32 protein-coding genes, 1 tRNA gene and 1 pseudogene are annotated in these 24,912 nt (G+C 61.6%); 14 read left to right on the top strand and 20 right to left on the bottom strand.

From position 1 onward, the window contains the following. The first annotated feature begins 52 nt into the window (after positions 1-52). From NKH05_RS06655 to NKH05_RS06670, 4 genes and pseudogenes are all read left to right on the top strand, one after another. Positions 53-676: a thermonuclease family protein gene (locus NKH05_RS06655; RefSeq protein ID WP_352587234.1), complete on the top strand. Its 624-nt coding sequence runs from the start codon at positions 53-55 to the stop codon at positions 674-676. Positions 677-716: 40 nt separating this feature from the next. After that, positions 717-1,328, top strand: a complete 612-nt coding sequence (locus NKH05_RS06660) for a glutathione S-transferase (protein ID WP_023717645.1) — start codon at positions 717-719, stop codon at positions 1,326-1,328. After that, positions 1,268-1,959: pseudogene (locus NKH05_RS06665) on the top strand (uracil-DNA glycosylase family protein). Before NKH05_RS06660 ends, NKH05_RS06665 begins: the two are co-directional and overlap by 61 nt. A gap of 204 nt (positions 1,960-2,163) precedes the next feature. Further along, positions 2,164-2,655 carry an Lrp/AsnC family transcriptional regulator gene (locus NKH05_RS06670; protein WP_006333679.1) on the top strand — a complete coding sequence of 164 codons (492 nt, stop codon included), beginning with the start codon at positions 2,164-2,166 and terminating at the stop codon, positions 2,653-2,655. A gap of 11 nt (positions 2,656-2,666) precedes the next feature. On the opposite strand, the gene NKH05_RS06675 is transcribed toward NKH05_RS06670, so the two are convergent. The 11 genes from NKH05_RS06675 to NKH05_RS06725 all read right to left on the bottom strand — a co-directional run bounded on the left by NKH05_RS06675 (position 2,667) and on the right by NKH05_RS06725 (position 10,739). Continuing rightward, the gene (locus NKH05_RS06675) at positions 2,667-3,239 is read right to left on the bottom strand and encodes a DUF3299 domain-containing protein (RefSeq protein ID WP_023717643.1); all 573 of its coding nucleotides are present in this window, start codon (positions 3,237-3,239) and stop codon (positions 2,667-2,669) included. A gap of 61 nt (positions 3,240-3,300) precedes the next feature. Next, a complete protein-coding gene (locus NKH05_RS06680; RefSeq protein ID WP_352482601.1) occupies positions 3,301-3,882 on the bottom strand; it encodes a GNAT family N-acetyltransferase in 582 nt (193 codons plus the stop codon). After that, entirely contained in the window at positions 3,842-4,546 is a 705-nt protein-coding gene (locus tag NKH05_RS06685; RefSeq protein ID WP_023717641.1) for a DNA alkylation repair protein, read from the bottom strand. The genes NKH05_RS06680 and NKH05_RS06685 overlap by 41 nt, the downstream gene beginning before the upstream one ends. Positions 4,547-4,555: 9 nt before the next feature. Next, a complete protein-coding gene (locus NKH05_RS06690) occupies positions 4,556-5,425 on the bottom strand; it encodes an NAD(P)-dependent oxidoreductase (RefSeq protein ID WP_023717640.1) in 870 nt (289 codons plus the stop codon). 64 nt (positions 5,426-5,489) lie between these two features. Next, on the bottom strand, positions 5,490-6,317 hold the full coding sequence (locus NKH05_RS06695; protein ID WP_023717639.1) for an ABC transporter permease: 828 nt from the start codon (positions 6,315-6,317) through the stop codon (positions 5,490-5,492). Next, positions 6,314-7,027, bottom strand: a complete 714-nt coding sequence (locus NKH05_RS06700) for an ABC transporter permease (RefSeq protein WP_023717638.1) — start codon at positions 7,025-7,027, stop codon at positions 6,314-6,316. The genes NKH05_RS06695 and NKH05_RS06700 overlap by 4 nt, the downstream gene beginning before the upstream one ends. A 118-nt stretch (positions 7,028-7,145) precedes the next feature. Continuing rightward, the gene (locus NKH05_RS06705) at positions 7,146-7,928 is read right to left on the bottom strand and encodes an ABC transporter substrate-binding protein (RefSeq protein WP_023717637.1); all 783 of its coding nucleotides are present in this window, start codon (positions 7,926-7,928) and stop codon (positions 7,146-7,148) included. Positions 7,929-8,140: 212 nt separating this feature from the next. Then, entirely contained in the window at positions 8,141-8,650 is a 510-nt protein-coding gene (gene mobB, locus NKH05_RS06710; protein WP_023717636.1) for a molybdopterin-guanine dinucleotide biosynthesis protein B, read from the bottom strand. Further along, entirely contained in the window at positions 8,647-9,276 is a 630-nt protein-coding gene (gene mobA, locus NKH05_RS06715; RefSeq protein WP_352894871.1) for a molybdenum cofactor guanylyltransferase MobA, read from the bottom strand. The genes mobB and mobA overlap by 4 nt, the downstream gene beginning before the upstream one ends. A 64-nt stretch (positions 9,277-9,340) precedes the next feature. Further along, positions 9,341-10,261, bottom strand: a complete 921-nt coding sequence (locus tag NKH05_RS06720) for a DMT family transporter (protein WP_353025168.1) — start codon at positions 10,259-10,261, stop codon at positions 9,341-9,343. Positions 10,262-10,382: 121 nt separating this feature from the next. After that, positions 10,383-10,739 (bottom strand): hypothetical protein, encoded by a 357-nt coding sequence (locus NKH05_RS06725; protein WP_023717633.1) that lies wholly within the window; start codon positions 10,737-10,739, stop codon positions 10,383-10,385. 260 nt (positions 10,740-10,999) lie between these two features. Between NKH05_RS06725 and NKH05_RS06730 the strand changes: the two genes are divergently transcribed. Then, entirely contained in the window at positions 11,000-11,662 is a 663-nt protein-coding gene (locus NKH05_RS06730; protein WP_031193573.1) for a DUF1579 family protein, read from the top strand. A 107-nt stretch (positions 11,663-11,769) separates the two neighbouring features. Here NKH05_RS06730 and NKH05_RS06735 read toward each other — a convergent pair whose 3' ends face one another. Together NKH05_RS06735 and moaA are read right to left on the bottom strand one after the other, a co-directional pair. After that, positions 11,770-12,180: a hypothetical protein gene (locus tag NKH05_RS06735; protein WP_352894865.1), complete on the bottom strand. Its 411-nt coding sequence runs from the start codon at positions 12,178-12,180 to the stop codon at positions 11,770-11,772. 56 nt (positions 12,181-12,236) lie between these two features. Next, on the bottom strand, positions 12,237-13,232 hold the full coding sequence (gene moaA, locus NKH05_RS06740) for a GTP 3',8-cyclase MoaA (RefSeq protein WP_353025171.1): 996 nt from the start codon (positions 13,230-13,232) through the stop codon (positions 12,237-12,239). Between the two features lie 197 nt (positions 13,233-13,429). On the opposite strand from moaA, the gene NKH05_RS06745 reads away from it, so the two are divergent. Then, complete coding sequence (locus tag NKH05_RS06745) at positions 13,430-13,783, top strand: gamma-butyrobetaine hydroxylase family protein (RefSeq protein WP_353025172.1); 354 nt, start codon at positions 13,430-13,432, stop codon at positions 13,781-13,783. 22 nt (positions 13,784-13,805) lie between these two features. Here NKH05_RS06745 and NKH05_RS06750 read toward each other — a convergent pair whose 3' ends face one another. Further along, positions 13,806-14,234 (bottom strand): nuclear transport factor 2 family protein, encoded by a 429-nt coding sequence (locus NKH05_RS06750; protein ID WP_352894862.1) that lies wholly within the window; start codon positions 14,232-14,234, stop codon positions 13,806-13,808. Between the two features lie 147 nt (positions 14,235-14,381). Between NKH05_RS06750 and NKH05_RS06755 the strand changes: the two genes are divergently transcribed. Then, positions 14,382-14,993, top strand: coding sequence for a pyridoxamine 5'-phosphate oxidase family protein (locus NKH05_RS06755; RefSeq protein ID WP_352640841.1), 612 nt, complete (start codon positions 14,382-14,384; stop codon positions 14,991-14,993). 44 nt (positions 14,994-15,037) lie between these two features. On the opposite strand, the gene NKH05_RS06760 is transcribed toward NKH05_RS06755, so the two are convergent. After that, a complete protein-coding gene (locus NKH05_RS06760) occupies positions 15,038-15,490 on the bottom strand; it encodes a MarR family winged helix-turn-helix transcriptional regulator (RefSeq protein WP_352790025.1) in 453 nt (150 codons plus the stop codon). 47 nt (positions 15,491-15,537) lie between these two features. Between NKH05_RS06760 and NKH05_RS06765 the strand changes: the two genes are divergently transcribed. After that, positions 15,538-16,446 carry an alpha/beta hydrolase gene (locus NKH05_RS06765; RefSeq protein WP_352494643.1) on the top strand — a complete coding sequence of 303 codons (909 nt, stop codon included), beginning with the start codon at positions 15,538-15,540 and terminating at the stop codon, positions 16,444-16,446. Positions 16,447-16,481: 35 nt separating this feature from the next. Here NKH05_RS06765 and NKH05_RS06770 read toward each other — a convergent pair whose 3' ends face one another. Beyond that, entirely contained in the window at positions 16,482-17,096 is a 615-nt protein-coding gene (locus NKH05_RS06770; protein ID WP_352494644.1) for a TetR/AcrR family transcriptional regulator, read from the bottom strand. 98 nt (positions 17,097-17,194) lie between these two features. Here NKH05_RS06770 and NKH05_RS06775 point away from each other — a divergent pair, with 98 nt between their 5' ends. Beyond that, positions 17,195-17,941, top strand: a complete 747-nt coding sequence (locus NKH05_RS06775) for a 3-oxoacyl-ACP reductase family protein (protein ID WP_352494645.1) — start codon at positions 17,195-17,197, stop codon at positions 17,939-17,941. Positions 17,942-18,162: 221 nt separating this feature from the next. After that, a complete protein-coding gene (locus NKH05_RS06780) occupies positions 18,163-20,064 on the top strand; it encodes a L,D-transpeptidase family protein (RefSeq protein ID WP_353025173.1) in 1,902 nt (633 codons plus the stop codon). An 11-nt stretch (positions 20,065-20,075) separates the two neighbouring features. Here NKH05_RS06780 and NKH05_RS06785 read toward each other — a convergent pair whose 3' ends face one another. Together NKH05_RS06785 and NKH05_RS06790 are read right to left on the bottom strand one after the other, a co-directional pair. Then, a complete protein-coding gene (locus tag NKH05_RS06785) occupies positions 20,076-20,552 on the bottom strand; it encodes a hypothetical protein (protein WP_023717620.1) in 477 nt (158 codons plus the stop codon). A gap of 127 nt (positions 20,553-20,679) precedes the next feature. Beyond that, positions 20,680-20,931 carry a PepSY domain-containing protein gene (locus tag NKH05_RS06790; RefSeq protein ID WP_023717619.1) on the bottom strand — a complete coding sequence of 84 codons (252 nt, stop codon included), beginning with the start codon at positions 20,929-20,931 and terminating at the stop codon, positions 20,680-20,682. Between the two features lie 198 nt (positions 20,932-21,129). Here NKH05_RS06790 and NKH05_RS06795 point away from each other — a divergent pair, with 198 nt between their 5' ends. Together NKH05_RS06795 and NKH05_RS06800 are read left to right on the top strand one after the other, a co-directional pair. Continuing rightward, complete coding sequence (locus NKH05_RS06795) at positions 21,130-21,402, top strand: hypothetical protein (protein WP_051409612.1); 273 nt, start codon at positions 21,130-21,132, stop codon at positions 21,400-21,402. 175 nt (positions 21,403-21,577) lie between these two features. After that, the gene (locus tag NKH05_RS06800) at positions 21,578-22,243 is read left to right on the top strand and encodes a hypothetical protein (RefSeq protein ID WP_156948025.1); all 666 of its coding nucleotides are present in this window, start codon (positions 21,578-21,580) and stop codon (positions 22,241-22,243) included. A 278-nt stretch (positions 22,244-22,521) separates the two neighbouring features. On the opposite strand, the gene NKH05_RS06805 is transcribed toward NKH05_RS06800, so the two are convergent. Beyond that, positions 22,522-22,596: transfer RNA gene (locus NKH05_RS06805), tRNA-Val, on the bottom strand. Positions 22,597-22,698: 102 nt separating this feature from the next. Further along, positions 22,699-23,382 carry a phosphoglycolate phosphatase gene (locus NKH05_RS06810; RefSeq protein ID WP_352482587.1) on the bottom strand — a complete coding sequence of 228 codons (684 nt, stop codon included), beginning with the start codon at positions 23,380-23,382 and terminating at the stop codon, positions 22,699-22,701. A gap of 144 nt (positions 23,383-23,526) precedes the next feature. On the opposite strand from NKH05_RS06810, the gene rpiA reads away from it, so the two are divergent. Both rpiA and NKH05_RS06820 read left to right on the top strand, forming a co-directional pair. After that, positions 23,527-24,258: a ribose-5-phosphate isomerase RpiA gene (rpiA, locus tag NKH05_RS06815; RefSeq protein ID WP_353025175.1), complete on the top strand. Its 732-nt coding sequence runs from the start codon at positions 23,527-23,529 to the stop codon at positions 24,256-24,258. Further along, positions 24,245-24,823, top strand: a complete 579-nt coding sequence (locus NKH05_RS06820; protein WP_352494650.1) for a DUF2059 domain-containing protein — start codon at positions 24,245-24,247, stop codon at positions 24,821-24,823. The genes rpiA and NKH05_RS06820 overlap by 14 nt, the downstream gene beginning before the upstream one ends. Positions 24,824-24,912 lie beyond the last annotated feature (89 nt).

Raw genomic sequence — 24,912 nt, forward strand, 5'->3', positions numbered from 1 at the left:
GCAATTTCAAATCGTTAAGCTACGTTCGAATGATTAACCAACGGTTTGCCATATGAGCCGTTCGTGGTCGCGATGGCCGCGCCAGCGATACTATGCGCCGCGTCCGCGAAGCCCGTGGCGCAGGCTGATGGACTATGGGCTGACGCTCATCGTGCTTGGGCTGCTGATGCTCCTGGCGGCGCGCCTCGACCGGGTGGAGACGCGCAAGACGGAGGGCGCGGCGATTGTCAATGACGGCGATAGCATCACCCTCGGCAGCGAGCGTGTCCGCATGCGTGGCATCGATGCGCCGGAATATTCGCAGATCTGTCGCAAGGACGGTGCCGACTATCCCTGCGGCAAGCTCGCGCGGCAGTCCCTGGTGCGGTTGATTGCCGGCAAAGCGGTTTCCTGCAGCGGCTGGCAGCGCGACCGCTACGGCAGGCTGCTCGGCGATTGCAAGGTCGGCGGCAAGGATCTCAACCGCGCTCAGGTCGAGGCCGGCTGGGCGGTCGCCTTTGGCGACTTCGAGACCGAGGAAGCCGCTGCGCGCGCAGGCAAGGTCGGCATCTGGGCCGGAACTTTCGACGAGCCGAAGAACTGGCGCGAGAGCCACGGGCACGAGCTGGTCGAAAGAAAACACGGCACCTTGGCGTCGATCGGCGACGCCCTGCGGGAGATTTTTCGCTTCTGGTGAGCTGCGCCTATAATTCGTCGTACGGACGAGGAGGATAGAGATGAAGCTGTTCGACGGCGGGCGCGCGCCCAATCCACGTCGGGTTCGGATTTTCCTGGCTGAAAAGGGAGTTGAAGTTCCGCTGGTGCCGGTCGACATGGGTGCGCTGGAGCACAAAGAGCAGCCGGTCAGCTCGCGCAATCCGCTGAAGCGTCTGCCGGTGCTCGAACTCGACGATGGCACCATCATCACCGAGTCCGTCGCAATCTGCCGTTACTTCGAGGAACTGCACCCCGAGCCGGCTTTGTTCGGGCGTGGTGCGCTGGGCAAGGCAATCGTCGAGATGTGGCAAAGGCGCGTGGAGTTCAATCTGTTCGGCTGCGTCTCCGCGGCGTTCCGGCATATCCATCCCGCAATGAGGGAATGGGAGATCCCGCAAATCCCCGAATGGGGCGAGGCCAACAAGCCGAAGGCGATCGAATTCCTGAGATTTCTGGACACTGAGCTCGCCGGCAGGGAATTCGTCGCCGGCGATACCTATTCGATCGCCGACATCACCGGGCTGGTCGCCATCGACTTCATGAAGCCGGCTCGCATCAAGGTACCCGAAGAGTGCACCAACGTGCTGCGCTGGTATCGGGCAATCTCAAGCCGGCCGAGTGCCGCCGCCTGACAATGAGTTCCGAATGAGCGAAGAGTTGGAAGCCTTGGCAGCGAGGGTACGCGCCTGCCGCATCTGCGTCGATAAGCCGGCCGGCAGGCCATTGCCGCACCAGCCGCGTCCGGTGCTCAGGCCATCTTCGAGCGCCCGCATCCTGATCGCCAGCCAGGCGCCGGGTACCAAGGTCCACGTGTCAGGCATGCCGTTCACCGACGCCTCCGGCGACCGGCTGCGAAGCTGGCTCGGCGTCGGCAGCGAGGAATTCTATGACACGGACAAGTTTGCCATTGTGCCGATGGGCTTTTGCTTTCCGGGTCAGGACGCCAAGGGCGCCGACCTGCCGCCGCGCCGCGAATGTGCGCCGGCCTGGCGCGTATCGCTGATGGCGCTGATGCCGCAAGTCGATCTGGTGCTGACGATCGGCATCTACGCGCAAAGCTGGCATATGGGCGCGGCGCGCCGTCCCTCGCTGACAGAAACAGTCTTGGACTGGCGCGCCATCTGGGCGGCACCGACTGACCCGAAAGTCCTGCCGCTGCCGCACCCGTCCTGGCGCAACACCGGCTGGCTGAAGCGCAATCCATGGTTTGAAATGGATTTGCTGCCATTTCTAAGATCGGAAATCCGCTATCGCATCGGCTAGGCATTCAGCAAGAAATCACTCGCTTTCGCGCTATCCGACAGAATTTCTTTCTTGTAAAAGGCCATGACAAGAGGGAATATGGTAATCTATTCCTCGAAGCGCGTAGCGCATGAGGGGACGCGCTTTTAAATTCTTGTTTTTATGCATATCGTTGTGCCAAAGCCGCTGCGCACTTTGGACGACTTGCATCAGGGGGAGCACCCAATGGACCGCCTCGATAGAAAAATCCTCCGCCTCCTGCAGGAGGATGCGACGCTTGCGGTCGCCGACGTCGCCAAGAAGGTCGGCCTGTCGACGACGCCGTGCTGGCGGCGCATCCAGAAGCTCGAGGAAGAGGGCGTCATCAAGCGGCGCGTCGCCATCCTCGACCATGAAAAGGTCAATGTGCGGGTCACGGTGTTTGTGTCGATCCGCACCAATTCGCACAGCCATGAATGGCTGCGGCGCTTTTCGGAGGTCATCCAGGAATTTCCCGAAGTGGTCGAATTCTACCGCATGAGCGGCGATGTCGACTATCTCTTGCGCGTCGTGGTGCCCGACATCGCCGCCTACGACGCCTTCTACAAGCGGCTGATCGCCAAGATCGAGATCCGCGACGTGTCGTCTTCCTTCGCCATGGAGCAGATCAAATACACCACCGAGATGCCGCTGGATTACATGGTGCTCGACAAGGAGTCCGGCGCCAACGCCGCTTGAGATTCTTCTGCTTAGTTCTTCTTTTTGTTGAGGAAAGTCCATGGCGAGTTGACCGGCAGCGTGATCGTGTCCGGCACGGTGTCGACGTTGACCACCTCGGCCTTGCGCACAGTGTAGCCCGACTGGATGACACTGACGCCGTCAAGGATGAAAAGCTGGCTCTTCTCCATGCCTGGCTCTAGTGCGCCAGTTATCGAAACCGGCTGGTAGGCCTCGGACATCCGGTAGGGTTGCGCAGGCGTAACGAGGACGATCTGGTTGGGCGGCGGCGTCGGCATATGGCTGCAGGCCCCTGTCCAGGGCACCAGCAGGAATTGATAGACGAGATCACCGTCGCGATCGACCGGCAGTGCGTAGCCCGCGAGCTGCACGGTCTGGTCCTGCAAATCGTGAGAGAGCGTTTCGCCATGATCCGGCATTTTGGCCGCGATCATTGGCAGTCCGACGCTTTCGGCGGCTGCCTGGGTCGCTGGGCGCAGATCCTTCCAGAAAATGTGCATGGTCCCAGCGGAAGCGCTTGCCGCGATGGCGGACGCCAACAAGGCAGTCGCCAAGACCGCGCCTGATTTAAAACGGTTGCTCATCGCTGCTCCGCTGTTGAGCCTTGATCTGCGGCCATCAAGTAAAGCTGCCGCTGTCCACTGGTCAACGCTCAAGCCGCATCACATGCCGGCGCGAGCCGGCTATGCCAATCTCGCGAAAGCCACGGGCGACGAACATGCCGCGAAACCCCATGAAGCTGTAGCTCGGCGAAGCATCGTCGACCGGATAGGCTTCGATCATCCTGGCGCCTTTGGCAACGGCGTGATCGATGGCCGCGTCGAGCAATGCGCTTGCCAGCCCGCCACCGCGCAGCGCTCTCGGTACATAGAAGCAGACGATCGACCAGATGCCCATCTCGCTATCGTCCTGCTGCCGCGACAGCCTGCGGTAGGTCTCGCGCGGCGCGACCGAGCACCAGCCGACGGTCCGGCCATCGATCTGGGCGACAATGCCGACCGGCGTGCCAGCCTCGATCAGCGCCATCATCGCGCGTTTCTTCTCGTCGTTCTCGACATGCTCGCGGCGGTCGAGGTTGCGCCAGGCCATGCACCAGCAATATTTCGGCCCGCCGGGTTGCTCGAACAGGTTTTCGAAATCAGCGCGCGTCGATTGCGTCACCTCCGTGAAGCGCACTTTGCTCAGGTCAAGCTTTTCTGGCGGCGAGCCGTTCGAGCGTCTTGGCATCGGAAAGTTCCTTCACGGCGTCCTTGCCGATCCAGCGCGCAGTCCTGTCTGTCGAGGCCGCTAGTTTTTGCGCCAGGGCAAGGGCAGGGCCGTGCAAATTCATCGATCGTTTGCCGATCGAACGAAGCGCCCAGTTCACCGCCTTCTTCACAAAATTGCGGCCGTCGGTCGCATGCGCTTCGATGATCGACAGGAATTCGAGGAAGGTCGCCTCGGGTTCCTTCTTCCGGTGGACCACCGACCAAGCCATCATCGCAAACGCCGTGCGCCGAACGAATTCCCGTTCGTCGACCGCGAATTCGGCGATCAGTTCCCTCCAGCAATCCGTATCGACAAAGAGATCGGAGACCCCGTCGACGATATCCCACGAGTCGAAAGTCGCCGCCCATCGTCTTGCATCCGCGGCGGAGAACCGCTCTGGATCGGCGGTCACGGAGGCGATGAACTGCGCCTCCATGATGCCTGTCTGCCAAAGCTCGAAGGCACGGTCATGGTTGCGCTTGATCTTCTTGGCAATCTGCCGCTGCACGCCATGCGAGATACCGAGCGCACGTTCGATCTTGATGCCGTAGCGCAGCATGCCAAGGCGATTTTCCTCCGAGGCGATCGAGCGCAGATGAGCGACGATTTCGTCGGCGCTGGATTGAGGCGAAAGCTCGGCCACGGTGAAATCCTATTTCTCCAGCCGCGCCAGCAGCGAGGACGTGTCCCAGCGCTTGCCGCCCATCGCCTGCACGTCCTTGTAAAACTGGTCGACAAGTGCCGTCACCGGCAGTTTGGCGCCGTTGCGGTCGGCCTCGGCGAGGCAGATGCCAAGATCCTTGCGCATCCAGTCGACGGCGAAGCCGAAATCATATTTGCCGGCATTCATCGTCTTGTGGCGGTTCTCCATCTGCCAGGAACCGGCCGCGCCCTTGGAAATCACCTCGATCACCTTTTCGATGTCGAGCCCGGCCTGCTTGCCGAAATGGATACCTTCGGCCAGTCCCTGAACGAGGCCGGCAATGCAGATCTGGTTGATCATCTTGGTGAGCTGGCCAGCCCCTGCCGGTCCCATCAACCCGACCATGCGGGCATAAGCATCTATGACCGGCTTGGCCCTGTCGAAGGCGTCTGGCTCGCCGCCGACCATCACGGTCAGCACGCCGTTCTCAGCGCCTGCCTGACCGCCGGAGACCGGAGCGTCGAGGGACGAAAACCCGAGCGCTTGCGCCTGCTGCGCCAGTTCGCGCGCGACCTCGGCCGATGCCGTGGTGTTGTCGACGAAGATGGCGCCCTTCTTCACTGAATTGAAGGCGCCTCCGGCGCCGGTCGTCACCGAGCGCAGATCGTCGTCATTGCCGACGCAGGAAAAAACGAAGTCCTTGCCCTCGGCCGCCTCTGCCGGCGTCACGGCGAAGCTGCCGCCATGCTGGGCAACCCACTGCTCGGCCTTGGCCCTGGTGCGGTTGTAGACAGTGACGTCGTGACCGCCCTTGTTCTTGAGATGCCCGGCCATCGGATAACCCATGACGCCAAGACCGAGAAATGCCACCGAAGCCATGTTTTCGAATCCCTTAGAAACCTGCTTTGCGGCCTTCTTATCGGATCAGGCAAGGGGATGGGAGTCAGCGGTGCAGATGGATGGTGATACGCCGTTCGATCCACTCGACGCCGTGGCGCAATGTTTCGACGATGACCAGATAGATGATCGCCGCCCAGATATACGACTGAAAGTCGAAGGTGCGCGCATAAGTGAGCCGGGTGATGCCCATCAAATCGTAGACCGTGATGATGGCGACGATTGCCGAGCCCTTGATCATCAGGATGATCTCGTTGCCATAAGGGCGCAGCGCCACAATCAGCGCCTGCGGCAGGATGATTTTCCACATCGTCTGCAGTTTGTGCAGGCCGAGCGAGGCGGCACCTTCCCATTGGCCCCTTGGCACGCTCTCGATCGCGCCACGCAAAATCTCGGCCTGGTAGGCGGCCGTATTCAGCGAAAAGGCGAAGATCGCGCAGTTGAACGCTTCGCGGAAGAAGCCCCACAGGCCGACCATCTCGAGCTCCGGTCGGAAGGAGCCGACCCCGTAGTAGACCAGGAAGGTCTGCGCCAACAGCGGCGTGCCGCGAAAGAAATAGACATAGGCATAGGCGAACCCCGAAAGGATCGGATTGTTCGACATACGTGCATAGGCGATCGGCACCGACAGGATCGCACCAAGCACAATCGAGATGGCAACCAGCAGCAGGGTGATGCCAAGGCCGGATATGTAGCCGGGTGCATATTTCTGGAAGAACTCCGGGTTCCACGCAGTGACTAGGTAGACGACCACGCCAATGCCGAGAGCGATCCACAGGCCGACCAGGACATGGCCGAGGATGCGTTGGCGCGACCAGCCGCGTGCGGGCGGCGGCGGCCGGTCAACCTTCAGCGTGTCGGTGGCCAGGCTCATCTCTTGACCTCGCTGCCGCCAACCGCTCGTTCGATCGCATTGATGCCGAAGGAGGAGACGATCGCTAGCAGGAGATAGATCAGGCCGGCAAAACCGTAAAACAGGAAGGCGTGCTTGGTGACGCGAGCGGCAACCCCGCTCTGCCGGAGGATCTCGTTGAGGCCGACGGCCGAGACGAGCGCGGTGTCCTTGAGCAGGATCAGCCAAAGATTGGCAAGTCCGGGCAATGCGATGCGGATTAACTGCGGCAGTACGATCAGCCGCATCGTCTGGCCGCTGGACAGGCCAATCGAATAGCCTCCCTCATATTGCCCTTTTGGAATCGCGCGGAAGGCGGATAAAAACACCTCGCTGGAATAAGAGGAGAAGATGAAGCACAGCGCGATCATCCCGGCGACGAAGCTGTTGACGTCGGCCGATGTCCCGGGGCTCACCAGCCGGACAATGTATTGCAGGATTAATGGGATGCCGAAGAAGATCAGAAACAGCGTGAGCAGCTCGGGTATTCCGCGAAAGATCGTGGTGTAGATGTTCCCGGCCAGTCTCAGAGACGGCTCTTCCGACTGTTTGGCCAGCGCCACGAAAAAGCCGAGCGTCAGCCCGAAGGGCAGCGTGGCCAGCGCAAGACATACTGTGACAAACACACCCGCGGCGATGTCGTCGAGCCAGCCTTCGGGTCCCCAACTGAGAAGCGTCAGTGCGCTCTGCATCCGCCTGCCTGTTCTCCTTAAGGCTCGTTGAGACCCGTACCGCATCACCCCTCGTGCGCGGCATCCTTATAAGAACGGCGGGAATCTCCCGCCGTTCACGTTGTCCTATGTCGGTCGATCAGGACTCGCCGCCGTAAACGTCATATTTGAAGTATTTGTCGTTGATTTCCTTGTACTTTCCGTTTGCGCGGATCGCGTCGATCGCCGCATTGAACTGGTTGACCAGGTCGGTCTCGCCTTTGCGCACGGCAATGCCGGCGCCCGGACCGTGGATTTCGATGACGGGCTTGATTGTGCCGACCAGCTTGCAGCAGGCGCCGTCCGGCGAATCCAGCCATTGCTGCAGCACGACGATGTCGTCATTGGCGGCATCGAGCCGGCCATTGGCCAGATCGAGCTGGTATTCCTGCGCGGTCGGATACGGCTTGACGGTGCTGTCGGTGTAAGTCTTGGTCGAATAGTTGAAATGCGTGGTGGATGCCTGCACGCCGATCGTCTTGCCGGCCAAATCTTCCTTGGTGACACCCTTGATATCAGTGTCCTTAGGCGCGGCGATTGCCGGCGGCGTATTGTAATATTTGTGGGTGAAGTCGACCTTCTCGGCGCGTTCCGGGGTGATCGACATAGACGCGACAATGGCGTCGAACTTGCCTGCCTGAAGGGCTGGAATGATGCCGTCCCAGTCCTGCGCGACAAAAGTGCACTTCACCTTCATCTCGTCGCACAGTGCCTTGGCGATATCGATATCGAAGCCCACGAGCTGGCCGTCGGCGGTGAGGTTGTTGAATGGCGGATACGCTCCTTCGGTGCCGATCCTCAAGGTTTTTTCCTGGGCCTGGGCAACGCCAAGCGTCAGCAGCGCAGCCGATGCGGCGAGCGCGATACGCAGTGCAATACGCATAATGGTCCTCTCTGTTGGTCCCGGCCGTCGTTCCCGAACGGCTCTGTGGGCGGTGCTTTTGACCGCCCGCTGGCGCGATACTCCCATTCTTTCCCAAGAAAAAGCAACTGCAAAACCGCCGCTTGAGGGAAGGTCATGTTCAGAAAACGGTGACGCTGGGTCAAACGCCTAAATGGAGAGAAAGTGGCGGGAAGCTCCCCGCGGCCGCAATCTCAGCGCGTCAGGCCGGTGGCGCGTTCGATGAAGTCGGCTATCGAATTCGTGTCGTCGAGATCGAAGACCGGCAAGTCTTCGCCGACAATGGGAAAGTCGGAGGCGACGGCGATAATGTGTGGATCGCCTGCCGAGAGCGGTGTCCGGTCCTTGGCCTCGAGCCGTCGCGTCTCGATTTTCTTGTGCGCCTCGCGCTTGTAGCCCTCGACCAGCACGATGTCGGAGGGTGCCAGCCGTGACAGGATCGCCTCCAGCGTCGGCTCGTCCTCGCCACGCAATTCGTGCATCAGCGCCCAGCGCCTGCCCGACACGATCGCCACCTCCATCGCTCCCGCCTGGCGATGGCGAAAGCTATCCGCTCCAGGTTTGTCGATGTCGAAATCATGATGGGCGTGTTTTACAGTCGACACTTTCCAGCTGCGCCGGACGAGTTCGGCTACCAGCTTTTCGGTCAATGTCGTCTTGCCGGAGTTCTTCCAGCCAGTGATGCCGAAGATACGTCTGTTCATGGCTCGATGCTCTGCAACAGATGCGCGGCCCGGGCAAGGTCGTCGGGAGTGTTGATGTTGAAGAAGGGATCGATCTCGGCCCCTCTGGATTTCAGGATGGGAAAATCCACTTCGACAAAACCGTGCCGGTCGATGAACGCCGAAACGCGCCGGTTGTCTTCCTCGACGAGAAATTGGCGCAAGGCCTGGTCGAGCCCCAGCGGCCAGAGCGCAAACGTCGGATGCCGTTTGCCGCCGGAACAGGCAACGGCGATCGAGCCCGGGCGTGCATAGGCTGCCGCGAGCAGCCGCTCGACCATATCCTTGGGCAGGAAAGGCGTATCGCCTGCAGCCGTGACCAGCGCCTGGCAAGTGGTGTCGGAAGCCCATTCGAGGCCGGTCAGGATCCCGGCAAGCGGCCCGGCATAACCCTTGACGGTGTCGGCAAGCACGGGAAGCCCCGTCGCGGCAAACCGTGCCGGATCGCCATTGGCGTTGAGCGCCAGCGGGCCGACCTGCGGGCCAAGGCGCGAAACGACACGGTCGAGCAGGGTCGCATCGCCAAGCGCAAGCAGCGTCTTGTCGCCGCCGCCCATCCGGCTCGACCGGCCGCCGGCCAGAATGATCCCTGCGATATCTCGGCCCATCGTTTGCTGCTAGACCCTATGACCAAATCAAGTTTTCAAATCAGACGGTCGTCAACGGTCGCGCCTATATGCCGTCCGGCGCCATGTCCGGTCCAGCGCTTTCGGCAGCTGTCTTTCGCCGGCCGACGATCCGTTCGCGGTAGAGCGCATAGAGGCCTGAGGCGATGATGATCGTGGCACCGACGATCATCGGCAGATCGGGGACATCGCCGAAGATCGTGAAGCCAAGCAGGATCGACCAGAGCAGGGCGGTGTAGCGGAACGGCGCGATGAAGGAGATATCGCCCACCCGCATCGCCATGATGATGAACTGGTAGCCAATGAGCACGAGCACCGCCGCCAGCGCCAGGAATGCCGTGCTTTTTCCCGTCATCGGCGTCCAACCGCCCATCGGCGAAAGCAATGCTGCGCCCAGAACGGTCATGGCAAGAGCGGTGGCGGTCGACACCAGCAATGTCGGAATTGCCTGCGGAATCCGCTTGGTGGCGAGGTCGCGCACCGCGCAGCATGCCACGCTAGCCAGTGCCAGCAGAGAAAACATGCTGAACCCTTCGAAGCCCGGCCGCACAATGATCAGCACGCCGGCAAAACCGACGGCAATGGCCAGCCAGCGCCGCCAGCCGACGCCGTCGTTGAACACAAGCGCGGCGCCCATCGTCACAGCCAGCGGCAGCGCCTGCAGCACGGCGGACACATTGGCGATCGGAAGATGTGCCAGAGCAACCAGGAACGACACCGTGGCGCCGGCCTCGCTGGCGACGCGCAGCGCAACTGTCGGCTGCAGCATCGAGCCAGGCCGGGCAAGCGCGCCGCGTTGCCACGCAAGCAGGGCAACGAAAAGCGAAGCGAAGGCGCCGCGGATCAGCATGACCTGTGCCATGTTCATCGATTCCGACGAGAATTTGGTGATTGCATCGTTGAGGGTGAAACCAATCATGGCCACCATCATGAACAACGCGCCGCGCAGATTTGGCGAAAGAGGCAAGGCGATTACCGGGTGAGTCCTGCAGCAAGCGTCTAGCAGGCACCCGCAAAACAGCAACGTCAAAGGGCTGGGCCACAGCCTTTCTGTGGCCCGTGACATCTACCTCGCAAGAGCGGCAGGCTTATTTGCGCGTCAGCACCTCGGTGCCGTTGCCTTCCTTGCCGGCAATCGTCCACAGGCCATGCAGCGAGCCGTCTTCCTGCACCTTGTAGACGACAAGGCCAACCGCCTTGCCCATGACATAGCCGGCGGAGAAGGCATCGTCGTTGCGCATGCAGATGCCGTCCGAGGACGAGCCGCCTGTCTCCCAATGGATCGTGCAGGTAGTCTCGCTGGTCAGCGTAATCGTCGCGTCGCCACCATAGGACGATCCATCGAAGTTGGTGCCGGCCACGGCATAGGTGCCGCCGATCGACTGGGCCGCCGCGGGCAGGGCCGCGAAGCTGAGCAATGCAACAGAAAGAATGAGTTTGTGCATATCGTATTCCCCCACTGGGCGAAGAACCGCTCCAGAGCAGAGGCTAGGCCCGAACGGGCTTGCGGTAAATCCGGTAACCGTTTGCGGACAAGACCTTTTCTGGGTGTGATCCCGAAATGTGCCGTTCCAAAGGATGGGTTCGGAGGGCAAATCGATCACACTGCGGCTCGAGGAAAATTTTTCGACGAGATCAAATTTGCTCGGCAAGATTCACCAAATTGGTCATTGTAGGCTTCTGATCTTGTCTGGGGAGGTGGTCCATGATGAATGCACGAGGCAATGCGGACATGCTTGGCACAGGCAGCAGGCGGCACGTTTCGTCGGCTTCCCGGTTCTCTTCTGCACTGGCGGTTATCCTCATGGCGATGGCGCCTGCCTTCGCCGAGAACGGCGCTTCGGCGTCGGCAGTCGAACGGATGTCCACGCCGGGTCACGAAGCGGATGAACTCGCTCGCCGCGTCGGGAAATGGTCCGTCGTCAACACGATCTGGCCAACGCCCGGCGCCCAGCCGATTGTGATGACCGGGCTGGTGGCCGAGCGTACGATGATCGGCCCCTTCATGCAGGAGGTGATGCGACCGGCGCCCGGGTCGAAAATCCCAGACTTCCAGCGGATAGCCTATTTGAGCTATGACCGGGTGGAGGGCCGCTGGAAGTATGTCTCGATGGATACCCGTTTCCCGGCAGGGATCATGCCCGCCTGGAGTTTTGGTGGCGAGGAGGACGGCAAGATTTCGCTGCTTTTCGAGCCGCTTGGTTTCGTCGGCTTCGGGCCTGAGGTCGAAGGGCGATTCACTGCCTCCGATTTCGTCATTTCCAGGGACGGCGACAATCACGAAGTGGCCGAGCAGCATTTCCTCCAGGCCAATGGCAGCGGCAAGAAATGGCTTGCCGTGCGGTATGACTACACGCGCCAGCCGTGACTCGTTAGCAAAAACAACGGGCTGCGAATACGTTCTGACGTCGCCGGATGCTCACGGTCCCCTGAGGCTGCCGGCGATGGCACCGACGAGCGGGTCGTATTTCGATTTCAAGGTTGGCGGATAGTCGATCCAGACCGTACGGATGACACCGTCTTTTCCGAACAGGCGGCGTTCGTAGAAGATGTTCTGATGCCCGACAGCACCGCCCAGTCCTTGCCGGTTTTACTGTAGGTAATCTTGTAGCCAAGTTCCTTGCTGGCCCTCTCGGCGGAGACGAAGGCTGTCGGAGTTTCATCATCGATGTTGAGGATGCCTGAACAGATCAGGCTGGCGCCATCGGCAGTGAGCCATTGTTGTCCATCGCCATTGTCCGGCTCAGGCTGGCGAAGAGTGAAGATCTCATCCGGAAAAGTGCAGACGGTACCGAAGCGCTCGTTCGTATAGGTGAATGGCGCGGCAACTGCCATGGTCCCCGCCATCACTCCGAAAAACGTCGGGATTGCAAAAAGCCGCTGCATGCCTTGCCTCGAAGCCGATGCCAAGGCGATTATTCTTGCACGAAATCGGTGAAAAATCAGCCGCCGGTGACGCTCATATGCCGCGACACCGATGGACGGTTGGTGCGGCGATCGATGATGAAGTCATGGCCTTTCGGCTTGCGGCCGATTGCTTCGTCGATGGCGTCGGCGACCAGCTCGTTGCCTTCGGACGCACGCAGCGGCGCGCGCAGGTCGGCTGCATCTTCCTGGCCGAGGCACATGTAAAGCGTGCCGGTACAGGTCAGCCGGACCCGGTTGCAGCTTTCGCAGAAATTATGCGTCATCGGTGTGATGAAGCCGAGCCGCCCGCCGGTCTCGGCGACGTGGACATAGCGGGCCGGGCCACCGGTCTTATAGGGAATATCGCTCAGCGTGAACTGGCGCTCGAGTGCTGCGCGCAGCAGCGACAGCGGCAAATACTGGTCGGTGCGGTCGGCGTCGATCTCGCCCATCGGCATTGTTTCGATGACCGTCAGATCCATGCCGCGGCCATGCGCCCAGCGCAGCATTTCCGGCAATTCGGCATCATTGAAGTCCTTCAAGGCCACCGCATTGAGTTTTACCTTCAGCCCCGCCGCCTGCGCCGCGTCGATGCCGTCCATGACCTTATCCAGATTGCCCCAGCGGGTGATCTGGCGGAATTTGTCGGCAACGAGGGTGTCGAGCGAGACGTTGATGCGTTTGACGCCGCAGTCGGCGAGCTCGGCGGCAAAGCGTGAAAGCTGCGATCCGTTGGTGGTCAGCGTCAGCTCTTCCAGCGCACCGCTCTCGAGATGCCGCGAAAGCTGGCGCACCAGATGCATGATGTTCTTGCGCACCAGCGGCTCACCGCCGGTGAGGCGGAGCTTGCGCACGCCCTTTTCGATGAAGACCGTGCAAAGCCGGTCGAGCTCTTCCAGCGACAGCAGGTCCTTCTTGGGCAGGAACGTCATGTCCTCGGCCATGCAATAGGTGCAGCGGAAATCGCAGCGGTCGGTGACCGACACGCGCAGGTAGGTGATCGTGCGACCGAAAGGATCGATCATATCCATGCTATGCGCTTCCCGTGGCCGTGAACGGCTTCGTTATATATGGCTATGTGATACGCGCCAACTGGCCATTCAAGATAGAAGCTCGCGATCTTCGGTAACATCCCGACGCCGACAGATCATGTCGGAAGTTCTGAAACGGCCTTTTCCCTCAACGCGAAGCGGCGTAGGGAAGGCTGTCTTCCGCAGGATCGACCAGCATGACAGCGCCAAAGGAACTCAGGGTCTCGAAGGACCGCAAGCTGCTTTCCGTCACCTTTCCGGGCCATCAGCTGTTCGAATTGCCAGCCGAGCTGCTGCGTGTTGCCTCGCCGTCGGCCGAGGTGCAGGGCCATTCGCCCGAACAGCGCGTCACCGTTCCCGGCAAGCGCCATGTAGCGATCCTTAAGATCGAGCCGGTCGGCAACTATGCCGTGCGCATCACCTTCGACGATTTCCACGACACCGGCATCTTCACCTGGAATTACCTGCATACGCTGGGTCATGAGAAGGATGCACGCTGGGCCGCCTATCTCGCCGAGCTGGAAGAGAAGGGGCTGAGCCGCGACCGCTGACTGATTTCGCGGGACGCTCCGGTCAACGCAGCATCGCCAGTATTTCGCTGGTGTCGTGATAAAACGGCGTGCCTTCGATCAGCCGGTCATCCTTGAAGCGCAAGACTTCGGCAAACGGCTGCTTGATGGTTGCACCATTGGCTCGCGATGTCAGCGAAAGCGTGCAGCTCATGAACACCATGTCATCGTTTTGGGCGACCTGGAGGTCCTCCACCGCCACGTCGCTCCAGATTTCCCGCATCTTGCGGAAAAGGGCGCCAACGCCGTCGAGGCCGTTCCAGCCACCGGCATAGGGCAGGGAGCGAGGCTCATGCACGACAATCTCGACATGAAATGCGCTGGCAAGCATATCGAGGCTCTCCGAGCCTGATTGCAGGAAACGCATTTCAACATTGAACATGTTTTCAATAAGTTCCATGGCGGTGCGTCGCCGGCCGAGCGGTTTCTCCATTTTGGCCTCCGTTTCTGTCAGCACGAAAGCGGTTTGCGCTTGTTCGCGGTCCCTCGACACCCGTTTCCTGATGACGGACAAACGGGCATCGTGTCGTGAAAATGTCATGCGTCTGGAGTAGCGCCGGCAAAGGTTGGAGACGAAAACATGTCCATGATCACCAGCGTCGAACAGCTCGAAGCGCTCTATGGCCTGCCCGGCGAGGCGTCGGTGGTCAAGGAACTCGACCAGCTGATTCCTGAATACGCTGCTTTCATCGAAGCTTCGCCGTTTGCTGCGCTCGCAACCTGCGGGCCTGAAGGGCTGGACTGCTCGCCGCGCGGCGATCTCGCCGGCTTCGTCCGCATCCACGATCCGAAAACGCTGATGATGCCGGACCGGCGCGGTAACAACCGTGCCGATTCGCTAAGGAACATCCTTCGCGATCCGCGCGTCGCGCTTCTGTTCCTGGTGCCGGGTTCCGGCACGACGCTGCGCGTCAATGGACGCGCCCACATCACCACCGATCCCGCGCTCTGCGCCTCGTTCGCAGTCGAGGGCAAGCCGGCGCGCTCGGTGACGGTCGTCGAGGTCGATGCGGTCTATTTCCAGTGCGCCCGCGCCATCCACCGGTCGGATCTGTGGAATCCGGCAAGGCATGTCGACCCAAGATCGCTGCCGACCCCCGGACAGATCCTGGAGATCACCAGCCGCAAGAACATCGACGGCGAGGTCTACGACAGGGAATGGCCGGAGCGCGCGAAAAAATCCATGTGGTGAAGAAATTTGGTGGTGAGGGAATTTGGTGGTGAGGCACTGGGCCGTCAGGCGGTCTTCAACACCTCGGCAACCTTGCGCATCTGTTCGCCGATCATGTCGCATTGTTCCGGCGTCGACTGGCTCATCGCCTTTTCGATCAGCGTCATGTGGACCTTCAGCGCCTGCATAAGCAGTGCCTCGCCTGCCTCAGTCAACGTCAGCCGCAGCACGCGCTTGTCCTTCTCGTCGCTCTCGCGGCGCAGCAGGTCGCGGGTCTCCAGCTGCGGCAAAAGCATGGTGATGTTGGAGCGGCCGACCAGCAGGCGGCGAGCGAGGTCGTGCTGCGACATGCCGGGATGGCGGTAGAGGTTCATCAGCACGTCGAGCTGCGCCGGCTTCAGGTCGAGCGGCGCCAGCTTCACCGCCAAGGTGCGTTCCACCACGTGGCAGGCGCGCGCCACCGCAACCCAGTTGCGAAAACGCGGGTTGTCCCAGGGCAGGTCTTGCTTAATGTTCATGTTTGAACTATTATGTTCATGCTTGAACCAATGGATGGATCGCCACTATGGCATCATTTGGACTGAAGGTCATCCGCGGCACGTTCGGCGTGGCCGAGCATGTGGCGCCGCGACTCACCGGGCGCGCTGCATTCGAGCTGTTCTGCCGCACGCCGCACGAAAAGAGCTTGAGCCATGGTGAGCGCCGCGCAATCGATCGCGCCGCCGATTTCATGACCGAAGCGCGCCATCACCGGCTAAAGACCAGAACCGGCTGCGTCATGGTGCATGAATTCCGGCCCGAGCCGGGCAGGGCGGCTGCAGGCACCGTGCTCGTCATCCATGGCTGGCGTTCGCGTACCGAATACATGCGCACATTGATCGAAGCCTATCGCGATGCCGGCTACAAGGTGGTCTCGCTCGATTTGCCGGGCCACGGCCAGTCGCAGGGCCGCCGGCTGACCCTTGTCAGTGCGGTCGATGCAGCACGGGTTGCCGGCGAATGGTTCGGCCCATTTGCCGCCATCGCCGGCCATTCCTTTGGTGGTGCCGTCGCCGCCAATGCCGTCGCCGGTTCAATCAGAAATATCCCGCCGTTGACGGCCGGGCGGCTGGTGCTAATCGCTGCGCCGAGCTCGCTTCCTGCGATCTTTGCCGACTTCAGCCGCATGCTGAATGTCGGCTCGCGCTCGCAGGTCGCCATGGCCGACCGGGTCGAGCGCATCGCCGGCCGGCCGCTGCACGAATTCACCGGTGACCGCCAACTGGCAAGCACGCCGCTGCCGACGCTGGTGATCCACGCGCCGGACGACCGCGAAGTGTCCGCCGATCATGCAAGGCTCTACGCGCGTGCCGGCGACCATGTGCGGCTGTACTGGGCCGACGGGCTCGGCCACCGCCGCATTCTCGCGGACAAGGGTGTGGTGGAGCGTGCCGTTGGTTTCGTTGCCGGCAGGCTGGAGCCGTCTCTGCAGTGACCTGAATGTCTGTTCTTGTCTGCCGGGTTCGACCGTCACGCCGCCCCGGTGCTGGCCATCGCTATCCAAGCCGCCATTGCTCCGGCCACCGTCTCCAGAAGAGCCGAGCGCGACGCGCCGTCGCGCGCCTGGATCGACATGCCGTGCTGTACGGTCGCATAGAAGGTCGCGGCCGTACCGCAGTCGAAATCGGCCGGCAACTCCCCCTCGGCCACGCCACGCTCGAGGCGTCTCAGCAAGGCTTCGCGGTTTTCGGCACGGCGACGGCGCAGATCATCGCAGATGGCGCCGCGGCTCGAGTCCTGGTGCAATGCGCCGAGCGCGATAAGGCAGCCTTGTGGACGGCCGGTCTGCGAATAGGCCCTGGCCGTCTGCCGCAGGAACCGCTCGACCGCCTGGCGAGCGGTCGGCGCCTTTTCCAGCGCAGACCAGATCTCGGTGCCTTCCACCTGCGTGTAAAGCTCGGTCGCCTCGAGGAACAGCGCTTCCTTGCTGCCAAAGGCTGCGTAGAGGCTGGGTGAGTTGATCCCCATTGCAGCGGTCAGGTCGCTTATCGACGCGCCCTCATAACCCTTGGCCCAAAACACCTCCATTGCCCGCCGCAAGGCGGCGGTTCGATCGAAGGTGCGGGGGCGGCCTCGTTCCGGCATGGTGCGCTTTCTGTGTTGATCGATACATAATTCAGTTGACGCGGTTCAGCAAGGCTGGCAGATATTTATGTATCAATCACTACAAAATGGAGAAGCAAATGTCATCCAGGAGCTTGCACGGCAAGGCCGCCCTCGTCACCGGCGGCAGCCGCGGCATCGGTGCGGCGATCGCACGAAGGCTCGCGGCCGACGGCGCGGGCGTGGCGATCACCTATGTGAATGGCGAGGAACGGGCGCGTTCGGTGGTCGGGGCAATCGAGGCGGCCGGCGGTCGGGCCTTCGCCATCAAGGCCGACAATCGCGATGCTGCCGCGATCGAGGCGGCAGTCGATGAGGCGGTAGAAGCCTTCGGACGGCTCGACATCCTCGTCAACAGTGCCGGCATCTGGCGCGCTGCGCCGATCCATGCCCTGTCGCTTGCCGACTTCGATGAGACAATGGAGGTCAACCTCAGAGCCCCGTTCGTCGCCGCCAAGGCGGCAGCAGCGCATATGGGCGAGGGTGGCCGGATCATCTCGATCGGCAGCAACCTGGCCGAGCGTGCCACCGATGCCGGCCTGAGCGCCTATTCGGCCAGCAAGGCTGCCTTGGTTGGCCTGACCAAGGCCTTTGCACGCGATCTCGGTCCGCGCGGCATCACCGCCAATGTCGTCCATCCGGGGTCGACGGATACCGACATGAATCCAGCAGGCGGCCCGCACGCCGAGCATCAGCGCCAGAAGATGGCGACGCCTCGCTTCGGCACGGCCGACGAGATCGCCGGCATGGTCGCCTGGCTTGCCGGCCCCGAAGGGCGCTTCGTGACAGGCGCGGCATTGACCATCGACGGCGGCGCCAACGCTTGAGGCTTGGCTCGCGGGCACTACCATTGGTCGGGGGCGAAGGCGGATTGGCTTGACCCGTCACGATGTTGTGAAACCGTTCTGCAACAGACGTTCCGAAATTTATCGAAGCTTAACGAAATCAGTATGAATCAGTATAGTCACGCCTTACATCCGCCATGCGGTGGGCGAGACCGTGAAAGCGGTGCGGAACGGGATCCGGGTTCAACCGGAGCGGGTGATCCATGAAACTCCTTGAAAACAAAGCCACCGTGCTGCCGTTTGCGGTGGCCGCGGCAATGCTGGCCTTCGGCGCGCCGCAGGCTGAAGCACAAGGGTTCTTCGACATGCTTTTCGGCGGCGGCGTCAAACACGCACCGCCGAAAGGTAACTTTCCCCCGCCACCGTCAAAATACAAGCCGAGGCCCAAGGCGCCGGCCGCTTCCGGTGGTGGCGGTGGTGGTGCGCAAATCAGCAGCCCGTCCTATTACACCTACAAGAGCGATCCGCTGGTGCGCGTCGATTTTTCGGCACTGTCGGCAGCGCCTGAACCGGCAACGCCGCAGGATGCTGCGTTCGAGCCGGCGGCCACCGGGGCTGCATTCCGCGAAGCCATTGCCGGGCTCGACGGCTATGACCTCTATGCCGAGAAGGACATCGCCAAGGCGCTGATCGCCTACTACTCAGCCAATCCGGATTTCATCTGGGTGACGGGAACCAGTCCCAGCAGCCGTGCGCAGGATGCGGTGCGGGTGCTGGGCGAAGCCGCGAGCTACGGCCTGACGCCCGCCGACTACACCGTCGAAATTCCGGCAGCAGGCACATCGGCGGGCGATGCCGATGAACGCCTGAAAGAGCTGGTCCGCTTCGAGATGGCGCTGTCGGCACGCGTCCTGCGCTACGCCCGTGACGCACAAAGCGGCCGCGTCGATCCCAACCGCATGACCGGCTACTACGATTTTCCGCCGAAGCCGCTCGACATGGAAGGGGTGCTGAAGACGCTGGCCCATACCCAGCAAGCTCGCACCTACCTCGAATCGCGGCATCCACAGAACGCCGAGTATCAGGCGCTGCGCGTCGAACTGGAAGCGCTCCAGGCCAGCGCCGAAGACGAAATCACCATCGATCCCAATCTGCTGCTGAAGCCGGGGCAGACCAGCCCCGAGCTGCCGAAGCTTTTGACAAAGATCGCGCGCAATCTCGATGACGAGATGGGCGGCGCCTATGGCGAGGTCCTGGCGAGGCTCGCCACCAGCGAGGTTTATGATCCGGAGCTGGTGCCGGTGATCAAGGCGGTGCAGAAACGGGCCGGCATGAAAGGCGACGGCGTCATTGGCCCACGTACCGTTGCATCGTTGGCCGGAACGTCCAAGGCCGATAAGGTTCAGAAGGTTCGGGTTGCGCTCGAAGAGTTGCGCTGGCTGCCTTCCGACCTCGGCAGCCCGCGCGTCTTCATCAACCAGCCGGCTTTCACCGCGAGTTATATCGACGATGGCGAGGAGAAGCTGAAGACCCGCGCAGTCGTCGGCAGGCCCACCAACCAGACTGCTTTCTTCTATGACCAGATCGAGCAGGTCGACTTCCACCCCTATTGGGGCGTGCCGCAGTCGATCCTGGTCAATGAGATGCTGCCGCGGCTGCGCCGGGATCCGGGCTATCTCGACCGCGCCGGCTATGAGGTGGTCAATGCGCGCGGCAAGCGCATTCCCTCCTCCTCGGTCAATTGGGGCGCCTATGGCGCGAAGATACCCTACGGCGTGCGCCAGCTGCCGAGCGAGGCAAATGCGCTGGGCGAGTTGAAGATATTGTTCCCCAACAAGCACGCCATCTACATGCATGACACGCCGCAGAAGTCGTTTTTCCAGCGCGACATGCGCGCGCTCAGCCATGGCTGCGTGCGCTTGCAGGATCCGCGCGGCATGGCGGCTGCTGTGCTCGGCACCTCGGTCGACTATATCGAGGACAGACTGAAGCACGGACATTCGACCGAAGACGTGACACGCAAGATCCCGGTCTATGTCGCCTATTTCACCGCATGGCCGGACCTGTCCGGCAAGGTCGAATATTTCAACGACGTCTACGGCCGCGACACAAGGCTGCAGCAGGCGCTCGACAGCACGGAAGCGGTGCGTTCGCCGGCAAGCTGAGGAATGCGGGTCTAGCGCTGAAAGAGCGGACGCCGGAAGCCGGCCTCGCGCCCGGCGATCAGCCAATAAACCAGGCCGGCGACAACGCCTGCCGCTGCAATAATACCGACATCGGCCCAGCGCTCCGGGTTCGTATCGTCTGGTACACTGGGCCAGATCAGGGCGAAGCCGCCAACCGCAGCCGCGGCGCCGAAGATCATATGCAGCCAAAAACTGCGCAGCGAGAAAAACTCGGCAATCAGTGCGAAGATCAGCGTCTGCAGGGCAGTCAGCACGATCGTCAGAAAATAGATGAACATGCCGAGCGGCGGCAACAGCAGCACCGCAACGGGGCTGACACCCATGACGTCGAAATAATTCGGCGCATTTGGCAGCGAGCTCAGCCCGCCATAGATCGCCGCCACCGCGATCAGCCCAACCAGTACCGCTATGAAATAACCCGCGAGCATCATCAGAAAGCGTTTCAATACGTGCTTTACCGTCGCCATGCCCACCCCCGCGCGCAATGATAGCACCCAGTCAGCCATCAAAGTCATATCTGCGCAAGGGTGTGCCGAAGGCCCGGGACCTTCGAGGCGCGCCATTTTTTAGAATCTGGACCGTTGGCGGACAGCTTCATTTCGGCGCGGCTGTCACCGGATCATAGGTGATTTCGACTTTGGCCTTGTCGTTCGTGTAATAAATGACGGTGTAGGCGCCGCTGTCCCAATCGATTTCCTTGATGTAGCGGAAGTCGTCGCGCTGCTCGACTTTGGCAATGATTTCCGACAGCTTCTTGGCATTCTGCGCCGGCACCGGATTTTCGTCAGCCGCAAAGGCCGATCCGCCGACAAGCAGCACGGCGGCCGCCAAAACAAGTCTGGACATGGCTTTCCCTCACATCTCGATCACCAGAAACTCGTTTCCATACAGGTTTGTTCCGGGATCGCGGAGCGTTGCGCTACAACGAGGCGCCGTCCGTACCTGATCTATGGCCGCCGAAAGAACAAGGCGACTGCTTAAAATCATGATGCGTCGCCTCAACATCGCGGCCATAACAGTGCCGACGGTCACTCGGGGGTCTACATGCAAATGCGTCATGCCATCATATTTGTACTTTCCATACTTTCCATCCCGTCCGTTTCGATGCCTGTGCAGAAAGCCGAGGCGCTGGAACCTGAACGCTATACGGTCTATTGCGCCGACGACCGTATCGAAGTTTCGTTCTGGGATATCGAGCAGATGAAGGTGCGGGCCGGCTCCAACGTTTGCCAGTTCCAGAGCTACACGAGCTACAGCAGCGCCTTGAATTTCGCCCAAAAGAATTTTGGGGGCGAGGGGGCGACCTGCAGCTGCTAGTGGTAAAAATCTGACGCTTGGTGCCCAATGCGGATTATCTGTTCCGACCCTTTCCGGTCGTACAGATGTGGCAATGTTACGGCGTCAGTTGACCCGTTCCGATCATTGGCCATCTTGCAACCCTTTGAAATCTGGCGCTAGATGGGACATGGGACCATTACTGCGCGAGGTCTCTATGGCAAACACAGAAGAAGGAACGCGCGTAGCAGGAGTTTGGCTTGCGATCGCCTCTATCCTGCTGGCAGGCGCGCTGGTCGGCCATGGGCCGATCGATCCCGATATGGGTCGCCAGATGGGAGTCATCACCGACGACCCTGTCCGATGGGCGATCATCCATTGGGTTTCCGCGGTAGCGCTATCACTGTTCGTCCTGACAGGTCTGATCGTGCTGGCGGCCAGATCGCGCCTCACCGAGGCGTGGTGGACGTTGTCTGCCTGGGGTGTGCTGACTGTCGGCGCCCTCTGGACCATGACGACCGCGGTGGCCGAGGCCACCGTGGTCTCCGCCGCTGCTGCCGCCGGGGACACGGCAACTTTCGAGGCCTGGTGGGCATTTTCCGAAGGAAAGGCCAACGGCTTCATGTTTTTGGCGTTGGCCGTTGCCGTGATCGCTGGCAACGAGGCGCAGACCACTCACCGAGCCACGCCGGTCTGGGCATCGTACATCGCAGTCGTGGCCGGAATTGGAGCCTTCCTCGGTTGGCCCCTGGGCATGTGGCTCGGAGTCACCCTGGGCAGCTTCGTCTGGGTCGTGGCATCACTGGTGATGTCCCTGTGGACACTTTGGTTCGGGTTGGGTTTAGCGCGGACCGTGATCGGGCTGCGGCCTCACAATGGGTGACATCGAGTCCGTAGCGGGAGCGTAGCGAGCGACCCGCTTGATGACCGCGACGGGCGCTCCAGCCGCTCCCAGGCGGCGGGGATTGCTTCGCGCCGCTGAAAAAGGCCTCGACGCGCGAGTTTGCCGAATGGGCGATATGCTTGCAGTGGGCGCGATAAAGCCGCTTCAGCAGCCGGAGCGAAAGGCAGGTTTACCCAGAGCGGGCCTACTGCTTCGGCACCAAGCGTCAGATTTTGACAACTAGCCGCTCTGACTTGGAATTGATTCAGGAAAGCAGATGGTGGGCGATGCAGGGATTGAACCTGCGACCCCACCCGTGTGAAGGGTGTGCTCTCCCGCTGAGCTAATCGCCCGCTCGTTGCCCGAAGGCCAAGCGCGCCGCGATATAAGGGAGGCCGGCCCGCGAAGTCAACCACTTGTCGGTCGGCATCTGGCGGTCCGGACTATGGCCGGCTTCAGCCCTCTGCCGCGGCCATCAGCCCTTGTACCATATCGAGCGTCAGCGAATCGAAATGCGAGATCACCGCCGACGGTTCAAACTCCCGCACATGACGGTCGGTGTAGCCGAAATCGACTGCCACCACCGGAATGCCGGCGGCCTTTGCCGTGTCGATGTCGGTCTGCGAATCACCGACCATCAGTGCACGGTGCGGGTCGCCGCCGGCACGCGCGATGGTCTGCGTGAGATGGCGCGGGTCTGGCTTGCGGAACGGAAAACTGTCCTGGCCGCAGATCGCCGCGAAATGCCTGGTCATGCCGAGCGCCTCGATCAGTGCCACCGAATTGGCCTCGTATTTGTTGGTGCAGATGGCCAGCAGGTACCCGGCCGCCTCGAACCGCGCGATCGCCTCCGGTACGCCCGGGTAGGGGCGCGATTTGCCGGGAATGTTAACGGTGTAATGGTCCAGAAACAGCTTTAGCAGGCGGTCGTGCTCCTCCACTGCCAGCGACCTGTGCTGCGCTGCATGGGCGCGCTCTATCATCACCCGGCCGCCATGGCCGACGAAGCGCTTGAAGCCGGCTTCGTCGACGGCCGTGAGCTGGCTGGCGGCAAGGCTGTGGTTGAGGCTGTCGAGCAGGTCCGGCGCCGTGTCGATCAGCGTCCCGTCGAGGTCGAACACGATGATCGGTCGGGTCATGGCCTGTCCTGTGACGATTTGATTGCCGGCAGGCGATAACCGCTGCGGCCCGTTCAGGCAAGCCGGCTTATGCATCGCGGGCAAGGTCCTTTGACCAGCCCGGCAAAAATGCTACGAGCGCCGAAACAAATCTCGGGACCCGGCATGGATGCGAGGCAATTGAAGGTTGAGGCTGCGCGGGCAGCGCTTGCCCATGTCACGGACGGCATGCGGCTCGGCATCGGCACCGGCACGACAGCGGATGAGTTCGTGCGGCTGCTCGCCGACAAGGTCGCCACCGGCCTGACTGTCATCGGCGTGCCGACCTCGGAGCGCACCGCCGTCCTTTGCACCGAGCTTGGTGTGCCGCTGTCGACCCTCGAGGAAACGCCCGAGCTCGACCTCACCATTGACGGCGCCGACGAGATCGATCCGGCGCTGACACTGGTCAAGGGCGGCGGCGGCGCGCTGCTGCGCGAAAAGATCGTCGCGGCGGCCTCCGCCCGCATGATCGTCATCGCCGACAGCTCCAAGATGGTCGAGATGATCGGCCGTTTTCCGCTGCCCATCGAAGTCAACGGGTTTGGCCTGCGCGCCACCGAAATTGCGGTTGGCGCAGTGGCTGCAAACCTTGGCCTTTCCGGCCCTGTTACACTGAGGATGACGGGGAGCCAGCCATTTGTTACAGACGGCGGCCATTTTATCCTCGATGCATCTTTTGGCCGCATTCCGGATACAAGAGCGCTTTCGAATGCTCTCCACGCCATTCCGGGCGTGGTCGAGCATGGTCTTTTCATCGGGCTGGCATCAACGGCCATCATAGCCGGCGGCGACGGCATCCAAACCGTCCATGCCGCCCGAAAACCAGGGAGTTTTACCGATCATGATGTTGCATAACCGGGTTGGCCGCTTTTTTGCCATTCTGGCGGCCTCGGCCGTTTTCGCGTTTTCGTCGCCGGCGTTTTCGCAGGATGTCACTGATGCGCATTTGAAGGCGGCGCGCGCCGCGGTCGCGGCGATCCATGCGACGGATACGTTCGACAACATCCTGCCGCAAGCTGCCGCGGCGCTCGAGCAGCAGCTGATCCAGAAGAACCCGGACATGCAGGAACTGATCGCCAAGACGATCAACGAGAAGGCGATGGCCCTGGCATCGCGCCGCGCCGACCTGGAAAAGGAAGCAGCGCTTGCCTATGCAAAAGTGTTCTCGGAAAAGGAACTCACTGAAATCGCCGCCTTCTACAACTCCGATACCGGCAAGAAGCTGCTCGACAACGGCTCGATCGTGACGCGCGAGCTGGTGAAGGCTGCCGACATCTGGCAGAACGGCCTGGCTCGCGATCTCGCCCAACAGGTAGGCGAGACCCTGGGTGCAGCGGCGAATGCCAAGGCGCCGGCCGCACCTGCCGACGGTGCCGCCCCAGCCGATGGCGCTGCTCCTGCGGACGCGACACCGAATTGATCGCGAACTTCCGAGCGGCCTGACCGCCACTGGACCAGAAAGCCCGGCAAGTCCGGGCTTTTCTTTTGATGGTCGGCAGCCTACCTGTC

Origin of the sequence: Mesorhizobium sp. M1399 (assembly GCF_040317735.1) — a bacterium.
Classification (GTDB): domain Bacteria; phylum Pseudomonadota; class Alphaproteobacteria; order Rhizobiales; family Rhizobiaceae; genus Mesorhizobium.

Excerpts from the sequence above, each read along its gene's own strand:
- rpiA (WP_353025175.1), top strand. The coding sequence starts at position 23,527 with ATGGATGCGAGGCAATTGAAGGTTGAGGCTGCGCGGGCAGCGCTTGCC.
- NKH05_RS06770 (WP_352494644.1), bottom strand. The coding sequence starts at position 17,096 with ATGCCGGAACGAGGCCGCCCCCGCACCTTCGATCGAACCGCCGCCTTG.
- NKH05_RS06675 (WP_023717643.1), bottom strand. The coding sequence starts at position 3,239 with ATGAGCAACCGTTTTAAATCAGGCGCGGTCTTGGCGACTGCCTTGTTG.
- NKH05_RS06795 (WP_051409612.1), top strand. The coding sequence starts at position 21,130 with ATGCAAATGCGTCATGCCATCATATTTGTACTTTCCATACTTTCCATC.
- NKH05_RS06695 (WP_023717639.1), bottom strand. The coding sequence starts at position 6,317 with ATGAGCCTGGCCACCGACACGCTGAAGGTTGACCGGCCGCCGCCGCCC.
- NKH05_RS06745 (WP_353025172.1), top strand. The coding sequence starts at position 13,430 with ATGACAGCGCCAAAGGAACTCAGGGTCTCGAAGGACCGCAAGCTGCTT.
- NKH05_RS06680 (WP_352482601.1), bottom strand. The coding sequence starts at position 3,882 with ATGCCAAGACGCTCGAACGGCTCGCCGCCAGAAAAGCTTGACCTGAGC.
- NKH05_RS06725 (WP_023717633.1), bottom strand. The coding sequence starts at position 10,739 with ATGCACAAACTCATTCTTTCTGTTGCATTGCTCAGCTTCGCGGCCCTG.
- NKH05_RS06780 (WP_353025173.1), top strand. The coding sequence starts at position 18,163 with ATGAAACTCCTTGAAAACAAAGCCACCGTGCTGCCGTTTGCGGTGGCC.
- mobA (WP_352894871.1), bottom strand. The coding sequence starts at position 9,276 with ATGGGCCGAGATATCGCAGGGATCATTCTGGCCGGCGGCCGGTCGAGC.
- moaA (WP_353025171.1), bottom strand. The coding sequence starts at position 13,232 with ATGGATATGATCGATCCTTTCGGTCGCACGATCACCTACCTGCGCGTG.
- NKH05_RS06765 (WP_352494643.1), top strand. The coding sequence starts at position 15,538 with ATGGCATCATTTGGACTGAAGGTCATCCGCGGCACGTTCGGCGTGGCC.
- NKH05_RS06760 (WP_352790025.1), bottom strand. The coding sequence starts at position 15,490 with ATGAACATTAAGCAAGACCTGCCCTGGGACAACCCGCGTTTTCGCAAC.
- NKH05_RS06735 (WP_352894865.1), bottom strand. The coding sequence starts at position 12,180 with ATGCAGCGGCTTTTTGCAATCCCGACGTTTTTCGGAGTGATGGCGGGG.
- NKH05_RS06655 (WP_352587234.1), top strand. The coding sequence starts at position 53 with ATGAGCCGTTCGTGGTCGCGATGGCCGCGCCAGCGATACTATGCGCCG.
- mobB (WP_023717636.1), bottom strand. The coding sequence starts at position 8,650 with ATGAACAGACGTATCTTCGGCATCACTGGCTGGAAGAACTCCGGCAAG.
- NKH05_RS06750 (WP_352894862.1), bottom strand. The coding sequence starts at position 14,234 with ATGGAGAAACCGCTCGGCCGGCGACGCACCGCCATGGAACTTATTGAA.
- NKH05_RS06730 (WP_031193573.1), top strand. The coding sequence starts at position 11,000 with ATGATGAATGCACGAGGCAATGCGGACATGCTTGGCACAGGCAGCAGG.
- NKH05_RS06820 (WP_352494650.1), top strand. The coding sequence starts at position 24,245 with ATGATGTTGCATAACCGGGTTGGCCGCTTTTTTGCCATTCTGGCGGCC.
- NKH05_RS06775 (WP_352494645.1), top strand. The coding sequence starts at position 17,195 with ATGTCATCCAGGAGCTTGCACGGCAAGGCCGCCCTCGTCACCGGCGGC.
- NKH05_RS06755 (WP_352640841.1), top strand. The coding sequence starts at position 14,382 with ATGTCCATGATCACCAGCGTCGAACAGCTCGAAGCGCTCTATGGCCTG.
- NKH05_RS06800 (WP_156948025.1), top strand. The coding sequence starts at position 21,578 with ATGGCAAACACAGAAGAAGGAACGCGCGTAGCAGGAGTTTGGCTTGCG.
- NKH05_RS06670 (WP_006333679.1), top strand. The coding sequence starts at position 2,164 with ATGGACCGCCTCGATAGAAAAATCCTCCGCCTCCTGCAGGAGGATGCG.
- NKH05_RS06785 (WP_023717620.1), bottom strand. The coding sequence starts at position 20,552 with ATGGCGACGGTAAAGCACGTATTGAAACGCTTTCTGATGATGCTCGCG.
- NKH05_RS06705 (WP_023717637.1), bottom strand. The coding sequence starts at position 7,928 with ATGCGTATTGCACTGCGTATCGCGCTCGCCGCATCGGCTGCGCTGCTG.
- NKH05_RS06690 (WP_023717640.1), bottom strand. The coding sequence starts at position 5,425 with ATGGCTTCGGTGGCATTTCTCGGTCTTGGCGTCATGGGTTATCCGATG.
- NKH05_RS06700 (WP_023717638.1), bottom strand. The coding sequence starts at position 7,027 with ATGCAGAGCGCACTGACGCTTCTCAGTTGGGGACCCGAAGGCTGGCTC.
- NKH05_RS06810 (WP_352482587.1), bottom strand. The coding sequence starts at position 23,382 with ATGACCCGACCGATCATCGTGTTCGACCTCGACGGGACGCTGATCGAC.
- NKH05_RS06660 (WP_023717645.1), top strand. The coding sequence starts at position 717 with ATGAAGCTGTTCGACGGCGGGCGCGCGCCCAATCCACGTCGGGTTCGG.
- NKH05_RS06790 (WP_023717619.1), bottom strand. The coding sequence starts at position 20,931 with ATGTCCAGACTTGTTTTGGCGGCCGCCGTGCTGCTTGTCGGCGGATCG.